Below are 16,468 nucleotides of genomic sequence, written 5' to 3'. Positions count from 1 at the left end.
AGACTTTATTTATGGAGATTCATTCAATTTTGGCTTTCCAGCTTGTATTAATACTTTATTTTTCCCTAATAACATAGCCAGTATTAAGATGAACAGCCCCGTTGCAACCAGAAGCCACTCAATTTTAACAACATCGGCGATCGGTCCAAAAATAAGCATACCCATTGGCATCATCGACGTGGAAATCATGCCGAACACACCAAATATTCTTCCCATATAGTTTTCATCCACTTTCTCTTGAACCAAAACCATTGTCGGGGTATTGAAAATGGGCATGGCAACGCCAAATAGAGCCATGAAGACTAGATAAATCCAAAAGTTCGGAATGATTCCAAGGGCTAATGTGCAGGCCCCCATGATTAAGCTCGCGAATGTCATGGTGTGCACTCTGTTTGTAAAGCCTCCCCAAGAGGCAATAATTCCTCCGCCAGCCATCATCCCGACTGAAAAAGCAATTTCGATGGCCGTTAACCGCCAAACCTCGTCGCCGAAGCTGCGTGTAACTTGCAGAGGGGTCAAAAATGCAGCGGGCGCCATCAAGATAAAGAAGAAGGCGAAGAATAGAAAGAATTTCTTCAGAAAATCATTGTTTTTAATGTAAACTAATCCTTCTTTAAAATCGCTGAAGTAGCTTGTTTTTTGTATTTCGGAAGCCTTCTCGTGTAAAGGAATCTTGAGGAATACGAGCAACGTACCAATGGCAAGCAATGCGGTAATAACATCAATAAAGAAAATCATTTCAATGGTAGACATGGTAAGTAATGCAGCACTCACCATCGGGGATACAAACATAATAACAGCGTGCAAGCTTCCGTTTATGCCATTGATTCTCGTCAGTTGGTCGCTTGGTACAATTTGCGGCAAAATAGCTCCGACAGCCGGGGTTTGAATACCGGCTCCGACTGCACGAATAGCAGCCATGAGAAAGAGCAGCCAAGTCGCATTGTATCCCATTAAAAAGACGATCGCGAGTATAAGCGTTGCAAAGGCAATCATTGCATCCGCATAAATGATCAACAGTTTGCGATTGTAGCGGTCTGCCCAAACTCCCGAAACGGGAGATAAAAGAAAAGTAGGGATGAAGCCGCAAATGATATACAACGTCATCATGATGCCGGATTGCGTATTCAGCGTTATATACCACATCATCGCATATTGAACTAAAGATGATCCAAAAAGTGAAATCGCCTGACTGCTTAGAAAGAGAATAATGTTCTTTTTCCAATGTGGATTTGGCGCTACATGATCATTGGCTTCCATCAAATATGTTTACCCTCTCTTTCTCTCGTTATGGTAAGATGCCGTCTCCCATCCTCTCTGTACGAAAGACATTCCTATATTAGCATATGAGTGTCTACAGTGATTTCTTCTCGATTGCTATTTAGGCTACCCGACTGCCGCAAATAACTCTCAGGTAATACAAACCTCCACTTTTTCGTTCCATTATTTCACTTACAAAAAATTTATCAAAAAAAGTTGCGATCTTTTTCCACCATTTTCCGTCGTATTACAGTGTACAAGCAAAAAGGCGATAGCTGCGCAGCGTGCCTTTTTGAACCTGTAGCCCTTGATACAGGTTTTGATATGGGGAGGAAGACAGATGCAGGACGACAGGCTGATCATTGAGGAGGTCCTCCAGGGGAACAAAGAGGCATATTCTCAGATCATACAAAAATATAACAAAAGGGTCAGATTGCTCATTCGCAAGATGATCGAGCAGCCGCATCTTGAGCAGGACATCGCTCAGGAGATCTTTATCAAGGTGTATTACCATTTGGGTGACTACAGCAAAAGCTACGAATTTGGTGCCTGGCTCTACAGGATCGCTACCAATTATTGTTTCGATGAATTGCGTAACAGGAAAAGATCGATTGCGGTTACAGAAGCAGAGATTGAAGTGGCTACCAGCCAAACACCTGAAATGGAGTACCTTGCTAAGGAGCAGAGAGCCTTTTTGCAAAATCGGATGATGACCCTGGAATCCAAATACCGCGTCGTCCTGGAACTGCGTTACCTCCAATTTTTGAGCTATGAAGAAATTAGCGAGGAGCTGGATGTTCCCATCAGTACGGTGCGAACACGTCTTTCCAGAGGAAGGGCCAAGCTCAAAAATGCCATTGCGAATTCGGGTAAAGGAGGGGACCTCTACCTATGACATGCTTGGATACATTCATGCTGAACGCGTATTTGGAAGACAAGCTTCCTTTTCGAGTGAAACAAGACGTACAACGGCATCTGGATACATGCAGCGTGTGCCAGTTGAAGTTTGAGCAATATTTGGATGAGCTGGATCCATTCGATGATGTGGCGGAAGATGTTTGGCAGACGGAGGCAACCGTTCAAAATGTCATGGACAAGCTCCCCGCTTACCCGATGAACGTACTCAAACCCGTTCAAAAACAACCCGTTCAAATAAATTGGAAAAAGCGGAGTGTGGATATAGTGAAGAAAACAACGATTGCAGTTGCAGGATTGGCTATGGTGGTTACATTCGGAACAGCAGTTTCTCCTACGTTTGCGAACTATATGAATGGAATTTATGCCTCGATCAATCCGAGTGAGATAACGGTAACAAAAGGGCCTTACAATGCGAAACAAGTAGTCGACCTGTTTGATAAAAAGCAGACAGACATTGGCGTGAAGAAAGCGGCAGAAAACGGCTTTGTACAGCCGCTTGACTTGAAGGTGACAGACCAAGGGCTGACCATGGAAATCAATGCGGTTGTAGCCGATCCGTTGCGAATCATGATTCTGGGCTCGGTGAAGGACTCGTCAGACAAAAAGATTCCTTCGTTCTGGAAGGATCAGTTCTCGGTCATTACAGGCGACAATGTGAATGAATTCAGGGAAGTTCGACTAAAGGATAAAAATGGAAAAGTAATCACGAGAATAGATGATAAATCGCAGGAATTGCTGCGCTGGCTGCCGCTGCCGAATGGTGAAAACTTCGCCTACGGCTACGGAAGCGATATGGACGCATTCTTTAATGAAGCGAATCCAATGCCGGACGAATTGATTTTGGAACTGCGGGTGAAGCGCCTGACAGATACGAAAGGCACATGGAATTTCGATATCCCAATTGATATGCGCCCAGCAAAAGCAGCCATGAAAACAGCAGCGGTGAATAAGCAGTTAGAAACCCCGACCGGGACGACAGTGGAGTTAAAGGAAGCGCGCTTCGCTCCCACTGGTACGGAGCTAGAGTTCACGACCAGCAAGCCGGATAGAAAACTACAGGGCATTCGTTACGAGCTCCTGGATGAAACGGGTACCGTAGTGGGCAAATGGGATGACATGATGCACGACGATGATAGGGATGACAATCTCGTTATCATAAGCGAGAGTTATGGCGCGGGGAGTTACTCGCACATGGACTATACAAGAACGGAACCATTGACGAGTTGGGTTCATACGTACATGCCAATAGACCCGGCCAAGAACCTGACACTGAAGCTTGATGCAGTCTATACAGCAGAAAAGTCAACACTCCAGGCAAAGCTGCCATTGGCTGAACTGAAAAAGAAACCGATCACTGTAAAAAGTGACGGAAATGAGTTTACTTTTAAATCCGTGAAGAAGGAAATGGAAAATGATAGATCGGTTTACACAATTGAGGTAGAGGGCAAGTTTGCCAAAGATATCGTCGGAGTTCCATACGATTGGAAGGTGTCCGATGATAAGGGAAATGATGAAGGGGGCAATTTCTTATTCGACCAGACAGTCAATAAGGACGGCACATTGAACATCACAGGCCAACTGAAGGTTTGGAGTGAAAATGCAGATGTGAAGGAACTGACGGTTGGTTTCAACGCGATGTACAAAGAGCATAAGGCAGATTGGGAAGTATCCATTAAGGAAGAAAAGAAATAGTTTAACAAAAAGCCGCTCGGTCCTGTAAAAGGATCTGGCGGCTTCTTTGCAGTGAAATTAGTATTTGGCAACCTCAGTTCGTTTTTCCCGATGAAAATAAGCATGCAACAAACAGAGCAGGACCGAACCCGCTGAGACAAGCGTTGCCAAGAACAGAGTTGGATGAATTCCACCATGGTCATACATGAACCCCATAGCCAAAGGCCCCAGCAGTCTCCCACCGGTTGTAATCGCCCCAACGACCCCCAAATAAAATGGTGCATTCTCTCCGGTTTTTTCCGATATAAAAGTAGGGATAGTGGGTGAGATGAGCATTTCTCCAAATGTAGTGATAACCATTCCGACAACAAATGCGTAATAACTACCGTGGTAGACAAGCATACACCCAAAACCGACAGCATACGCGATGGCACTGACGACGAGCTGTGCAGACAGGCTCTGATTCAACAGCCGCTTGATCCAAGACGTGATGGGCTGCCCGGCAAAAATGATAATCCCGTTGATGGTCCACAGCCAGCTATACGAAGACAGAGGCATACCTTGTTCGGTAATATAAGGAGCGACGCCTGTATTCCATACCGTATTGGAAAAGAAAATGAATGCTGCGCCCAATGCCATAAACAAGTACAATTGGTAGCGGAATAGCAGGGTAAAGTTATTTTTCACGCGATGCTTTTGCTGTTCTTCCAGGTTCTCTCCGACCAGCTCCTGATGGGATATGTTCTTCATAAAAAGGAAGAAGAACAAGGCAAACAATAAGGTGCTCGTGCTGTTGAACCAAAATGTAAGCTGGAAGGATAAGGTGGCAATGACGCCAGCCAATGCAGTTCCGATTGCCATCCCCAAATTATTGCCGACGTAGACGATGTTAAACAATTCTCGGCGCTGTTCTTTCCAGCGAAAACCGATAAATGCCTGAATGGCCGGGAATGACAGGTTGAACGTAAAGCCAAGCCCCATCATGAGAATCAGGTAGACAGGCCAGCTCTGAACGAAAGGAATGGAGAATTGAATAAGTCCTTGAATAATCAATGCGCCGACAATAAGTCGCTTGGCACCTAGTCGATGAAACAACGATCCACCGATGAATTGGCCGAAGATTCCCGCCAGAGATTGGATCATCAGGACGAATCCGGCTTCCGTCATCGAGCGTTGCAAAATGGTATGTACGTATAAGGTAGTAAGTGGCCACATAAAAGCGCTCCCGGAGGAGTTAATAAAGCTGGCGATGAGGAAGAAAATGGCCTCACGTGGATAGCGATTGAGGAAAGCTGACGGTGATATCACGCGAATGCACCCCTTACCATTAAGGATAAGAATAGTATAGCTAATATTCTAAACTTTGTAAATTTAAATGTTTATAATGTCGTAGGTACCCAAATAAAGGCTGCTCCACTTTCCGCAAATTCGAGTATACTAATCAAAGTGGAGAGATGACATCAACTGAGGATAGAGAGAATAAAGGTGGACTTTATGAAAATATGGAAACGAGTGTTGCTTCTTTTGCTTGTTGTGATGGCTGCGACAGCAGGATATTACGGATACTCTTTTTATCAATTTACTCAAAATATTCAAGAGCCCAATATCGCACCGCCTAGTGGTGGAAATTCCACCAAAGCTGCAGAAATACCAGAGTGGGACGGCAAGGAACGAGTCAATATCCTGCTGATGGGGGTAGACCGCAGAGGAATGAAAAATAACGGGCTTCCTCGTTCTGACTCCATGATGCTGGTCAGCATCGATCCTGCGGGGAAACGTTATGACATGTTTTCAATCCTGCGTGATACGTATGTAGATATTCCCGGTAGAGGCAGCTCGCGGATCAACTCAGCGATTGTAGAAGGTGGACCTGAGCTGGCAATGGAAACGGTTAGTCAGTTCACTGGACTTCCAGTAGATCGTTACGTGATTACTGACTTTGAAGGCTTCAAGGCTCTGATTGATGCAGTAGGTGGAGTCGAGATCGATGTAGAAAAAAACATGTATTATCATGACCCGACAGACAAAGGCGCCTACGATATTAATCTGAAAAAAGGTCTGCAAAAGCTGGATGGAGACAAAGCCTTGCAATATGTTCGTTTCCGCCATGATGCGACCTCCGATTATACTCGGACGGAGCGTCAGCGCAAATTAATGACGGCAGTCGTGGATCAGATGAAGAATGGTACGACGCTGATGCAGCTTCCTACCATTTTGAAGGAAGTAACACCGTATGTTCAAACCAATATTAGCTCGGTGGACATGCTGAAGCTGTCTGCACTCGGGTTAAAATTAAACACGCTACAGCCAGGCAACTATCAATTGCCGCCAATGGGGATGTTCCGTGAATCAAACCGGGCAGGCTCTGTTTTGATTCCTGATGTCGATCGGGTTCAGTTGTTTATCCAGGAGAAAACCAAACCTGCTATACCGGAAGCAGAACGGACAATAGAGGGCAATACAGACAGCACGCGAAATTAGGCGTGCTGTTTTTTTGTGGAAAAAATCATGGGGAAAGGCAAGTTTTTACATGTTTCAGGGAAGACTAACCATGGTTTTCTAGAAATGGGGTGATGGTATGGATCGGGAGGGTAATCGTAGGTGGTTTACTCATACGGCAGATTTGGTTATCGAGCATGTTGATCGGCCAGATGGACGCGTACAAATATATTTTTTATCCAGCATGGCTGACTCCAAAGTAGTTTACAACGAACTAATGCCCAAACTCCGTCTTCTTTGTCTGGATGAGGCAGGAATTGAACATGTCGAGCAACAGCTTGGAACAGCTGGAGGGAACCGTATCTTTCGGGAAACAGATGCGATCTCCAGAATATTGAGCGGGGACATCTACATCCACGTGGAAGGGGCTAATTACGGTGTTACAGTCCCTAGCGAGGATACGGTTGGAAGGAGTGTGCAGTCTGCTGAAATTGAAACAGTGGTGTTGGGGCCTCAGCTCGCCTTTGTGGAAGATATTCAGGTCAACCTCTGCATTCTTCGCAAGTATTTGCCAAGCTCATTACTGTTCCATGAACGACTCTCAGTTGGCGAGTTGATTCCGACAGAGGTTTCCATTCTTTATTTGGACGGAATAGCAGACCCGGAAAATGTAAATACAATAAGGCAGCGTCTTCAGGATATCCGAGCGGAGAGCGATATGGATGCGGGCATATTGGCTCAATATCTGGCAGATAACGAGATGTCGATATTTCCAACAATTCAATTGACGGAACGACCGGACCGTGCAGTGCAAGGATTGCGTCATGGCCAGATTGTGGTGATTGCGCAGGGCAGTCCGTTTGTAATCTTGGGACCAACCACCTTTTTGCGGTTTTTCCAGTCACCTGATGACTACTATTTGAGATGGAACCTGGCCAGTTTTAATCGTGTGATGCGAATCATTGCCATGTTTATTTCTCTTCTATTGACGCCCATCTATGTGGCCACACTTACGTTCCATTATGAAATGATTCCGGCTGATTTACTGCTTTCGCTCGCTCAGTCAAGATCGCGCGTACCTTTTCCCCCTCTCTGGGAAGCGATCTTCATGGAGCTCATCATTGAACTGTTGCGGGAAGCAGGAGCGAGATTGCCCACGAAAGTGGGGCAGACGATCGGTATCGTTGGCGGTATCGTGATCGGACAGGCAACCGTGCAGGCGGGGTTTACCAGCAATATCTTGATTATTATCGTGGCGTTAGGAGCCCTTTCTTCCTTTATTGCACCCAGCTATATGATCAGTTCCACCATCAGGGTCATCCGTTTTCCGATGATACTCCTCTCTGGCCTTTTGGGGGCAGTTGGTATCGTGGCAGGCTTCAGCTTTCTTGCAAGTCATTTATTGCGCCAGAAGAGTTTGGGCCGCCCTTATATGTATCCGGTTTTTCCCGTGCGCTTTTCGGATTGGAAAAATAGCTTGATACGCGCACCTTTGTCCTTACTACCGAGACGACTTATGTTTTTTACTCCAAAACAGAAGATGCGGTTCGACCCTGAGAGGGGGAGGCAAAAAGAGGACATCGATTAACGAGAGAGAGGGAGTTTATGAAGGTCAATGATGAGGTCAAAGCTGGTAACACCATTTCGTCTCTTCACACGGGTTTTATTGTGCTATCCACGCAAGTCGGGGTTGGGATCCTGGGATTCCAGCGAGTTGTAGCCAAAGAAGCTGGACATGATGCGTGGATATCCGTCTTGATGGCAGGCATTGTGACGCATGTAACCATCTGGGTCATCTTAAAGACTTTGAAGAGATATCCGTCCGCCGACCTTTACGGAATTCATCAGGAGGTTTACGGGAAACACCTAGGGGCATTTTTGAGCCTGTTTTATATCTTGTATTTTTTCTTGTCGGCAACGATTATTCTGCGCGGTTATGTCGAGGTTGTGCAGACTTGGGTTTTTCCCAAATTGGCTACATGGGTGTTGACCGCCATTATCCTCTTTCTTGCCTGGTACACGATTCTTGGGGGAATTCGGATTATTGCCGGGTATATTTTTTTCTCTGTATCTGTTGCGATCTGGTTGGTTGGTGATTTGTTCTTTCCCTTGCGCTTTGCTGAATGGGATTATTTACGTCCGGTATTGGAAGCGAATATAGGGCAACTGCTAAAAGGGATGATAGGCATGTCATTGTCAACGATTGGATTTGAAGTACTGTATGCCGTCTATCCCTTTGTGCAGGATAAAGAGCGCTTAAATCGGGGGGCGCAGTTTGGCGCGCTGACAACCAACTTGATCTACTTGTTTGTGATGATTGTTTCCTTGGTGTTTTTCAGTCAGGGGCAATTGATGAGAACCATATGGCCAACTTTGAATTTGAAAAAAATGGTGTACTTCCCAATTCTGGAGCGGTTTGAGCTGGTTGCCATCTCCATCTGGATGATCATTATCCTTCCGAATGTCATTATGTACATCTGGTCTGGAGTACGAGGATTGAAACGGATTTTTGGCTGGAATATGAGAAATATCTTGTATAGTATATTGCCGATCATATTCATATCTTCGCTGTTCATTGTCACTAGAGAGGAAATGAACACAATGAACGATATTTACGGCCAGATTGGGATGTATCTGGCTTATGCGTATCCTTATGTTCTTTACCTGTTGGTAGCTTGGAGGCAGGGGACAGGTGGAGTCAAGGAGGAATCTGCTGATGTATCGGTGCCAAAATAAGGGATGGTTGATCGAGAAGAGAGGGTTTACCCTTTTGCTTGTGCTCCTTTTTTCAGTTGCGGGGTGCTCTAATCAACAAATTTTTGATGAAACAGGTCTCGTAACCCTGGTTGGATACGACCTGACAAAAGATAGAAATATTCGGGCAACCATTGTAATGCCCTCCATTAATCCCGAGGCAAAAGAAAAAATGCAGATAATGTCTGATGTTGGAGAGACGAGCAAGGGCATAAGGGATAAGACAAACTTGCAGTCGGACAAACGTGTCTTGGCAGGCCAGTTGCGGGTAGCGCTCTATGGAAAGGATATGGCCAAGGCAGGAATCGGAAGCCTAATCGATACGCTGTACCGCGATCCATCGCTCTCAAGCAGAATCTTCCTTTGTGTGTACGAGGGGGAGACATATGAATTACTGACATATCCCTATAAATCACAGGGCAATATTGGAACGTACATGTATCGGATGATCGATCAAAATATCAAAGGTGAGAAAATCCCATCCTCAACGATTCATGAATTTATTCGAGCCTATTATGACGAGGGAATCGATTCGCAAATGCCCTATGTATCACGCAAAGGAGACGAAATTGTTATCAAAGGCGTGGCGTTGTTTAAAGGAGATAAATATATTGATTCGATTTCTCCCAGCGAAGCATTTATCTTAAAGCTGATTCGGGGCAAGTACAAGACGGGCAGCTATGAGATATCAGTCCCTGCTAAAACTTTTAATATGACTCCAAACAGCCCAGCGGGAGAAAAAGAAGAGGTGCAATTAGTCTTTGATACGATCAACAGCGAGTCAAAAGTCCAATTGGAACAGGTTGATCCACCAAAATTCAAAGTGAATATCCATCTAAAAGCCCGCATTTTGGAGCTGACCGTTCCGATTAAGCTGGATAATCCGAGGTTGATGAGGAAGATGGAGGAGGCCCTGGAGAAGGAATTAGTAAGACAAGCAAGGATAGTCATGAAAAAGCTCCAAGATTTGGAGGTCGACCCGACTGGCTTTGGCATTGTCTATAAGGCAAACGTGAGGGGAAAAGAGAAAATGGCTATGGATGAATGGAGAGAGAAGTACAAAAAGGCGAAGTTTGAATTTCAAGTAAAGGCGACAGTTACCCGTAATGGTGTAATGGACTAAGTGTGATACAAAAAAACTTTTCCTACTATTACTATTGACGTGATATTTTCAAAAAGGATATAATCCGTTTTGTATCATCATGAAAGAGAAAAAACGAACATAATATACGTAGATATCTTTCTTATCAAGAGAGGCGGAGGGACAGGCCCTATGAAGCCCGGCAGCCGGTTCATTTTCGAATGAACGTCGCGGTGCCAATTCCTACAGGATTGTTTGGATCTTGTGTAGATGAGAAGGGTGGATGCGAACGTATACATTGCGTTGCAGCCCCTTTTTCGTTTATGAAAAAGGGGTTTTCATATTTTATCAAGATTGTGGTCGGGAGGTGGATGCGTTGATCCAACTGCGTCATTTGCATAAAAGCTATCAAGTACAAGGTAAAACCATCCCAGCGTTAACGGGGATCGACCTTTCCATAGAGCAAGGTGAAATATACGGGATTATCGGACACTCTGGTGCAGGGAAAAGTACATTGATCCGGTGCATCAATTTGCTAGAGCGCCCAACTTCAGGGGAAGTTATTGTAGACGGCGTCGATTTAACAAAGCTGGATGAAGGCAAGCTGCAAGAAAAGCGCCGCGCAATCGGCATGATTTTTCAGCACTTCAACTTGCTGTCTTCTTCGACAGTCGGCGAAAATGTCGCGTTCCCGCTCAAGCTGGCAAAGCGTCCGAAGGCAGAAATTGATAAGAAAGTAAACGAGCTGCTGAAGCTGGTTGGGTTAGAGGCACATAAGGACAAATATCCGTCTCAGCTGTCTGGCGGACAGAAGCAGCGTGTCGGGATCGCCCGTGCGCTCGCGAATGATCCAAAAGTGCTGCTCTGTGACGAAGCTACCTCGGCTCTCGATCCGCAGACAACGAATTCCATTCTCGCACTCCTCTTGGATATCAACCGCAAGCTGGGCTTGACCATTGTGTTGATTACCCACGAGATGCACGTCATTCGCTCTATTTGTGATCGTGTCGGCGTGATTGATGGAGGAAAGATCGTCGAGTCGGGTAACGTACTGGATGTATTCCTTCGTCCGAAGCATCCAACGACACAGGAATTCGTGGAGCAAGTAGCGGATTCTACAGAGCTGCGCGAAGCAGTCGAGCACGAAAAGGCTTCGGGGAACCGCACGATTGCTCGTGTCACCTTCCTCGGAGAAAAAACGTACCAGCCGATCCTGTTCCAAACGATGCAAGAGACAGGTACGGTGTTCAGTATTTTGCAGGGAACGATCTCCCGTATGAAAGATACGCCGTATGGTCAGTTGGTGATCGAGCTGGAAGGCGATGTCGCACAGAATCAAAAGACCATTGAGACGCTGCGCCAACGTGGCTTGGAAGTAGAGGTGATATAAATGGACTGGACATTCGAAAATGTGGATTGGGCTGAAATCGGCGAAGGTACGATGGACACGCTCACGATGCTCGGCTTCTCCACTCTGTTTACCGTCCTGATTGGTTTGCCGTTGGGCATCATTCTGTTTTTGACTTCACGCGGACAGCTTCTGCAAAACCGCACTTTTTATACGATCGCATCATTCGTTGTCAACGTATTGCGTTCGGTACCGTTTATCATTTTGATGATCCTGCTGATTCCTGTGACGAAAATGATCGTAGGAACCTCACTCGGCGTACTGGGTGCCATTCCGCCGCTTGTATTTGGTGCCGCTCCGTTTTTCGCGCGTTTGGTGGAAACCTCGCTGCGTGAGATTGATAAAGGCGTGATTGAGGCCGCACAATCTATGGGGGCTTCCAATTGGCAGATCGTCTGGAATGTCCTTTTGCCAGAGTCTAGATCAGGCCTGATCGCGGGTATTACGATCACGACGGTTACGCTGGTCTCCTACACTGCAATGTCTGGGGTAATTGGCGGCGGTGGTTTGGGTGACTTGGCGATCCGATACGGTTATCAGCGTTTCCAAACCGATGTCATGATTGTGACTGTTGTTATTTTGCTGGTGATGGTACAAATCTTACAATCGCTGGGGGACCGTCTGGTTCTCAAGTTCAGCCGCAAGTAGGATTTTTCCATATAGGGTTTCAAATAATAAGATAAATACATGCAAGGGGGAAATCATTCATGAAAAAGCTAGTCGTATCTGTACTTTCTACTGTATTGGCATTTTCTTTGGCAGCTTGCGGAGGCAAAACGGAAACAGCACCTGCTCCAGCTGAAGGCGGCGCACAAGGCGGACAACAGGAAGTAACATTGAAGGTAGGCGCTTCTCCCGTTCCACATGCAGCAATCTTGAAGCTGGTTCAACCAAAACTGAAAGAACAAGGCGTGAATCTGGAAGTTAAAGAATTCACGGATTACGTACAACCCAACGTTCAAGTGAACGAAAAACAACTCGACGCTAACTTCTTCCAGCACAAGCCTTACCTGGAAGACTTCAATAAAGGACAAAACATGAACCTGGAGCCAGTAGTCGCTGTACACATCGAGCCATTCGGCGCTTACAGCAAAAAAGTGAAATCTGTAGATGAATTAGCTGATGGCGCAACAATCGCGCTGCCAAACGATCCAACAAACAGCGGTCGCGCACTCGCACTCTTGGAGAAAAACGGCGTGATCAAGCTGAAAGAAGGCGCCGGCATCAGCGGTACAGTGAAAGATGTTGTTGAGAACAAGAAAAACCTGAAGTTCAAAGAAGTAGAAGCAGCAATGCTGCCGCGCGTTCTGGAAGAAGTAGATCTGGCGTTGATCAACACCAACTATGCGCTGGAAGCAAAGCTTGTTCCAACCAAAGACGCCCTGTTTATTGAAGATAAAGATTCTCCATACGCAAACTTCCTGGTAGCTCGTCCTGACAACAAAGATTCCGAAGCCATTCAAAAGCTGGTGAAAGAACTGAACTCACCTGAAGTGAAAAAGTTCATTGAAGATGAATACAAAGGCGCGATTATTCCAGCGTTCTAAAGTAGAAATAATTGATCGATCAACAAAGCCCAACTGGCCGAAAAGCTGGTTGGGCTTTACTTTTATTTATAGTTTAGTGAATTTTCATAAAATTAAATTAAATCTATCGCAACCCCGTATTCAACCCAATTCCTGTCGAGTATATTGTGTTTGAAATGAGAAAATATAGATAAGGGGGAATTTTCTGATGAAACAAAATCTCAAGTTGTTTCTTGGCGCGATGCTGGTCGCCGGAAGCGTATTAGCTGGATGCTCAACAAGTACGCAGCCATCAACAACAACCCCACCAGCCGAGGGAACCGCAGCGCCCTCTGAAAAGCCTGCAAATGCAAAGTCGCAGGTATTTCGGGCGAACATTATGAGTGAGCCTGCGACAGCGGACCCCGGTCTTGCGAAGGATGCCACTGCGGGAGCAATTGTGCGTGCTACGTTTGATGGCTTGACTCGCTTCGATGCAAACGCAAAGCCAGTGAATTCAGTAGCATCCGATGTGAAGCTCTCGGATGACAAACTGGTGTATACGTTCACTCTCCGCGATTCGAAATGGAGCAATGGTGATCCAGTGACTGCCCATGACTTCGTGTATGCATGGAAGCGTGCACTTAGCAAGACCCTCGGTGCTGAGTATGCCTATCAGCTGTACTACATTAAAAACGCGAAGCTGATTCACGAAGGCAAGGCGAAGCCAGACGAACTCGGTGCAAAGGCAATCGATGACAAAACACTGGAAGTCACGCTGGAGAATCCTACGCCTTACTTCCTGGAGCTGACGTCTTTCTACACATACTACCCGGTTAATCAAAAAGTAGTGGAAGCCAATCCGAAATGGGCAAACGAAGCAGCAACGCATGTAAGCAACGGTCCATTTAAGATGACAGCGTGGGAGCACAAGAGCAAGATCGTGCTGGAAAAGAATGAGCACTACTGGGAAAAAGACGTAGTGAAGCTCGATCGCATTGAGTTTACGATGATCGAGGACGATAATACAGCCCTGTCCATGTTCGAGAACGGAGAGCTGGATTGGGCAGGTCAGCCACTCGGCGGGCTTCCCACTGATGCGATTCCGACATTGAAAGAAACAGGCAAGCTCGTGGTGCATCCAAAAGCGACGATGTACTGGTACAAGTTGAACACGACAAAAGGCCCGCTCAGCAATGTAAAAATTCGTAAAGCATTGGCATACTCGGTTGACCGTCAGACCATCGTGGATAACATTACACAAGTGGGCCAAGTGCCGACGATGGGGATGTTGCCGCAATCCATGATTATCAATAAAGATGGCTACTTCAAGGATAATGATGTAGAAACAGCCAAAAAGCTGTTGGAAGAAGGCATGAAGGAGCTTAACGTAACGAAGCTGCCTCCGATCACTTTGTCTTACAATCCAAGCGACAGACATAAGAAAATTGCTGAAGCAATTCAGGACCAATGGAAACAAAAGCTTGGCATTGAAGTAAAACTCATGGTGAAGGAGGCCACTGTTCACTTGCAGGATATGCATGAGCTCAATTACGAAATAGGCCGTATCGGCTGGAATGCAGACTTTAATGATCCAATGAACTACCTGGAAATGTTCCGAGATGGTAAAACAGGCAACAACGACACGGGCTGGGAAGATCCGCGCTATCAGGAGCTGCTGAAGCAGGCATCGGTAGAAACGGACCCAGAGAAGCGCAAGCAGCTGTTTGGCGAGGCTGAGCAAATCTTCATGGATGCCATGCCTTTGATCCCCATGTTCACGGATGTGGATGTCTGGGTACAAAGCGACAAGGTAAAAGGCGTACAAGTGGATGGGCTCGGATTTATCGACTTGAAGTGGGCAGAAATGACGGAGTAACGAATATAACAAAAATCCCGAGGCCAACGAAATTGCTGGTCTCGGGATTCTTTTGTATTAGTAGCCAAAATCAAGTGTCTTGCCTGTCTCCGTATACGTCTTGATCGACGAGAGCATCATCGGCCAATTGTTGCTCGCACTTGCGTGGGAGGGATGGTTTTCTGTCCATTGATCCTGGATCAGTGTCAGCTTGGTGCAACCGCCAACCGGTTCTAAGGTAATCGTGACACGAGACTGCAATTCCGCATGATTCTCGTAGTAGGCAGGACCAGGATGTTCAGTGAAACTGAAAATGTGATGAGGTTCGAACTGCAAAATTTTCCCGTATACATGCACTGTGTCGTCACCGTCTTTTCCCGGACCCACGTAAGCCATCTCATCGCCTACTTGAAAAGTCGAGCGGATCGTACAGCCAAAGAAAGTACTCTTTACGCCATCATCGGAAGTAAGGACATGCCAGACCTGCTCTGGCGTAGCACCAATGTAGAAATCAAAGCGAAGATCCATTGTTTTACCCCCTGATTTTTTCATTTGGGAATTGTAATCAAGTCTCTCAACTACTACTCTTACTATAAGAAGAATTCGGAAGTGTGTATTGTAAAAACACGTCAGGAGGCGCGCCTTGGAAAATCAGACTGCCAAGCTCCCAAAGGGAGTACTGCATGCGATGATTGGACAGAAGAAATTTTCGCTGGACAGATACGAGCCATCTGCTGAAATCAGCTACTTCGTGCAGCATTACTGGGTTGTCCGGTGGGATTTGCGTACGGAACTTCCTTACTCGCAAACCGTACTGGCTCATCCCAATGTGAATCTGGTGTTTGAAAAAGGAGCAACTGGCATTTTTGGTGTAGCCCGTACGACTTCCTCGCATCTATTAGAGGGACAAGGTCACGTTTTCGGAGTGAAATTTAGGCCCGGAGGTTTTTATCCGTTTCTGAATGCCCCGGTATCAAAGCTGAGTGGCACTTTTACGAGTCTGGAAGCTGTATTTGGTGTTGCAACCGAGCAGCTTGAGAAAGAAGTGCTAAGCCTGCCAGATGATCAGCAAATGATGAAAAGGGTAGAAGCCTTTCTATTCAAACATTTGCCAAAGCCTGACCCGAATGTAGCGCGCATCAGTGAAATCGTCAGGATGATTCAGGCAGATCGATCCGTACTTAAGGTCGAGGATGCGGTACAGTTGACCGGAATGAACATGCGGACGATGCAGCGCTTGTTTGATCGTTATGTAGGCGTCAGCCCGAAGTCGGTCATCCAACGATACAGACTGCATGAGGCGGCAGAGCAGATTGACCAGGGAACAGTCCAAGATTGGCTGGACCTGTCTACCTCTCTTGGCTACTACGATCACTCTCACTTTATTCGAGATTTTCGAGCAATCGTCGGTGTAGCGCCGAACGAGTATCGACGAGCCCAAATGTAATCATAGTGAACCCCTTCACCTTTTGGCTGGAGGGGTTGTTTCATTCTGCATAAATTTTTATGTACGAGGCATACTTCATCATGATGAAACTACCGAATTTATTTCCTTTAATAGAATTTGATGTTTG

14 protein-coding genes and 1 riboswitch are annotated in these 16,468 nt (G+C 46.1%); of the genes, 11 read left to right on the top strand and 3 right to left on the bottom strand.

The features are described from left to right. Window positions 1-9: 9 nt before the first annotated feature. Window positions 10-1,260, bottom strand: a complete 1,251-nt coding sequence (locus FB479_RS26255) for an MFS transporter (RefSeq protein ID WP_185746423.1) — start codon at window positions 1,258-1,260, stop codon at window positions 10-12. A 340-nt stretch (window positions 1,261-1,600) separates the two neighbouring features. On the opposite strand from FB479_RS26255, the gene FB479_RS26250 reads away from it, so the two are divergent. Together FB479_RS26250 and FB479_RS26245 are read left to right on the top strand one after the other, a co-directional pair. Next, window positions 1,601-2,155, top strand: coding sequence for an RNA polymerase sigma factor (locus tag FB479_RS26250; protein WP_142067237.1), 555 nt, complete (start codon window positions 1,601-1,603; stop codon window positions 2,153-2,155). Continuing rightward, window positions 2,152-3,870, top strand: a complete 1,719-nt coding sequence (locus FB479_RS26245) for a DUF4179 domain-containing protein (protein ID WP_142067236.1) — start codon at window positions 2,152-2,154, stop codon at window positions 3,868-3,870. Before FB479_RS26250 ends, FB479_RS26245 begins: the two co-directional genes overlap by 4 nt. A gap of 57 nt (window positions 3,871-3,927) precedes the next feature. Here the strand turns inward: FB479_RS26245 and FB479_RS26240 are convergent, their stop codons facing one another. Next, a complete protein-coding gene (locus FB479_RS26240) occupies window positions 3,928-5,157 on the bottom strand; it encodes an MFS transporter (RefSeq protein ID WP_142067235.1) in 1,230 nt (409 codons plus the stop codon). Window positions 5,158-5,343: 186 nt separating this feature from the next. Between FB479_RS26240 and FB479_RS26235 the strand changes: the two genes are divergently transcribed. The 8 genes from FB479_RS26235 (at window position 5,344) to FB479_RS26200 (ending at window position 14,915) form a co-directional block, all read left to right on the top strand. Continuing rightward, window positions 5,344-6,330, top strand: a complete 987-nt coding sequence (locus tag FB479_RS26235; RefSeq protein ID WP_142067234.1) for an LCP family protein — start codon at window positions 5,344-5,346, stop codon at window positions 6,328-6,330. Between the two features lie 97 nt (window positions 6,331-6,427). Then, window positions 6,428-7,876 carry a spore germination protein gene (locus FB479_RS26230; RefSeq protein WP_142067233.1) on the top strand — a complete coding sequence of 483 codons (1,449 nt, stop codon included), beginning with the start codon at window positions 6,428-6,430 and terminating at the stop codon, window positions 7,874-7,876. A 17-nt stretch (window positions 7,877-7,893) separates the two neighbouring features. Continuing rightward, window positions 7,894-9,024, top strand: a complete 1,131-nt coding sequence (locus tag FB479_RS26225) for a GerAB/ArcD/ProY family transporter (RefSeq protein ID WP_142067232.1) — start codon at window positions 7,894-7,896, stop codon at window positions 9,022-9,024. Then, on the top strand, window positions 9,005-10,165 hold the full coding sequence (locus FB479_RS26220; RefSeq protein WP_142067231.1) for a Ger(x)C family spore germination protein: 1,161 nt from the start codon (window positions 9,005-9,007) through the stop codon (window positions 10,163-10,165). Before FB479_RS26225 ends, FB479_RS26220 begins: the two co-directional genes overlap by 20 nt. 118 nt (window positions 10,166-10,283) lie before the next feature. Beyond that, window positions 10,284-10,400: riboswitch (SAM riboswitch) on the top strand. Window positions 10,401-10,499: 99 nt separating this feature from the next. Beyond that, window positions 10,500-11,513 carry a methionine ABC transporter ATP-binding protein gene (locus tag FB479_RS26215; RefSeq protein WP_047074071.1) on the top strand — a complete coding sequence of 338 codons (1,014 nt, stop codon included), beginning with the start codon at window positions 10,500-10,502 and terminating at the stop codon, window positions 11,511-11,513. Next, complete coding sequence (locus tag FB479_RS26210) at window positions 11,514-12,179, top strand: methionine ABC transporter permease (RefSeq protein WP_142067230.1); 666 nt, start codon at window positions 11,514-11,516, stop codon at window positions 12,177-12,179. Window positions 12,180-12,238: 59 nt separating this feature from the next. Further along, window positions 12,239-13,078 carry a MetQ/NlpA family ABC transporter substrate-binding protein gene (locus FB479_RS26205; RefSeq protein WP_106652664.1) on the top strand — a complete coding sequence of 280 codons (840 nt, stop codon included), beginning with the start codon at window positions 12,239-12,241 and terminating at the stop codon, window positions 13,076-13,078. Between the two features lie 187 nt (window positions 13,079-13,265). Further along, entirely contained in the window at window positions 13,266-14,915 is a 1,650-nt protein-coding gene (locus FB479_RS26200) for a peptide ABC transporter substrate-binding protein (RefSeq protein WP_142067229.1), read from the top strand. Window positions 14,916-14,972: 57 nt separating this feature from the next. Here the strand turns inward: FB479_RS26200 and FB479_RS26195 are convergent, their stop codons facing one another. Continuing rightward, complete coding sequence (locus FB479_RS26195) at window positions 14,973-15,422, bottom strand: SRPBCC family protein (protein WP_142067228.1); 450 nt, start codon at window positions 15,420-15,422, stop codon at window positions 14,973-14,975. Window positions 15,423-15,537: 115 nt separating this feature from the next. Here FB479_RS26195 and FB479_RS26190 point away from each other — a divergent pair, with 115 nt between their 5' ends. After that, window positions 15,538-16,341 (top strand): helix-turn-helix domain-containing protein, encoded by an 804-nt coding sequence (locus FB479_RS26190; RefSeq protein ID WP_185746422.1) that lies wholly within the window; start codon window positions 15,538-15,540, stop codon window positions 16,339-16,341. The last annotated feature ends 127 nt before the right edge of the window (window positions 16,342-16,468 follow it).

Source organism: Brevibacillus sp. AG162 (assembly GCF_006715575.1).
Classification (GTDB): Bacteria; Bacillota; Bacilli; order Brevibacillales; family Brevibacillaceae; genus Brevibacillus; species Brevibacillus brevis.
The sequence above is the reverse complement of the archived record's forward strand: the minus strand, read 5'-3'. Positions and strand labels throughout refer to the sequence as shown.

What these genes read in the sequence shown, in the direction of transcription:
- FB479_RS26255 (WP_185746423.1), bottom strand. Translation starts at nt 1,260, where the DNA reads ATGGAAGCCAATGATCATGTAGCGCCAAATCCACATTGGAAAAAGAAC.
- FB479_RS26250 (WP_142067237.1), top strand. Translation starts at nt 1,601, where the DNA reads ATGCAGGACGACAGGCTGATCATTGAGGAGGTCCTCCAGGGGAACAAA.
- FB479_RS26245 (WP_142067236.1), top strand. Translation starts at nt 2,152, where the DNA reads ATGACATGCTTGGATACATTCATGCTGAACGCGTATTTGGAAGACAAG.
- FB479_RS26235 (WP_142067234.1), top strand. Translation starts at nt 5,344, where the DNA reads ATGAAAATATGGAAACGAGTGTTGCTTCTTTTGCTTGTTGTGATGGCT.
- FB479_RS26230 (WP_142067233.1), top strand. Translation starts at nt 6,428, where the DNA reads ATGGATCGGGAGGGTAATCGTAGGTGGTTTACTCATACGGCAGATTTG.
- FB479_RS26225 (WP_142067232.1), top strand. Translation starts at nt 7,894, where the DNA reads ATGAAGGTCAATGATGAGGTCAAAGCTGGTAACACCATTTCGTCTCTT.
- FB479_RS26220 (WP_142067231.1), top strand. Translation starts at nt 9,005, where the DNA reads ATGTATCGGTGCCAAAATAAGGGATGGTTGATCGAGAAGAGAGGGTTT.
- FB479_RS26210 (WP_142067230.1), top strand. Translation starts at nt 11,514, where the DNA reads ATGGACTGGACATTCGAAAATGTGGATTGGGCTGAAATCGGCGAAGGT.
- FB479_RS26205 (WP_106652664.1), top strand. Translation starts at nt 12,239, where the DNA reads ATGAAAAAGCTAGTCGTATCTGTACTTTCTACTGTATTGGCATTTTCT.
- FB479_RS26200 (WP_142067229.1), top strand. Translation starts at nt 13,266, where the DNA reads ATGAAACAAAATCTCAAGTTGTTTCTTGGCGCGATGCTGGTCGCCGGA.
- FB479_RS26195 (WP_142067228.1), bottom strand. Translation starts at nt 15,422, where the DNA reads ATGGATCTTCGCTTTGATTTCTACATTGGTGCTACGCCAGAGCAGGTC.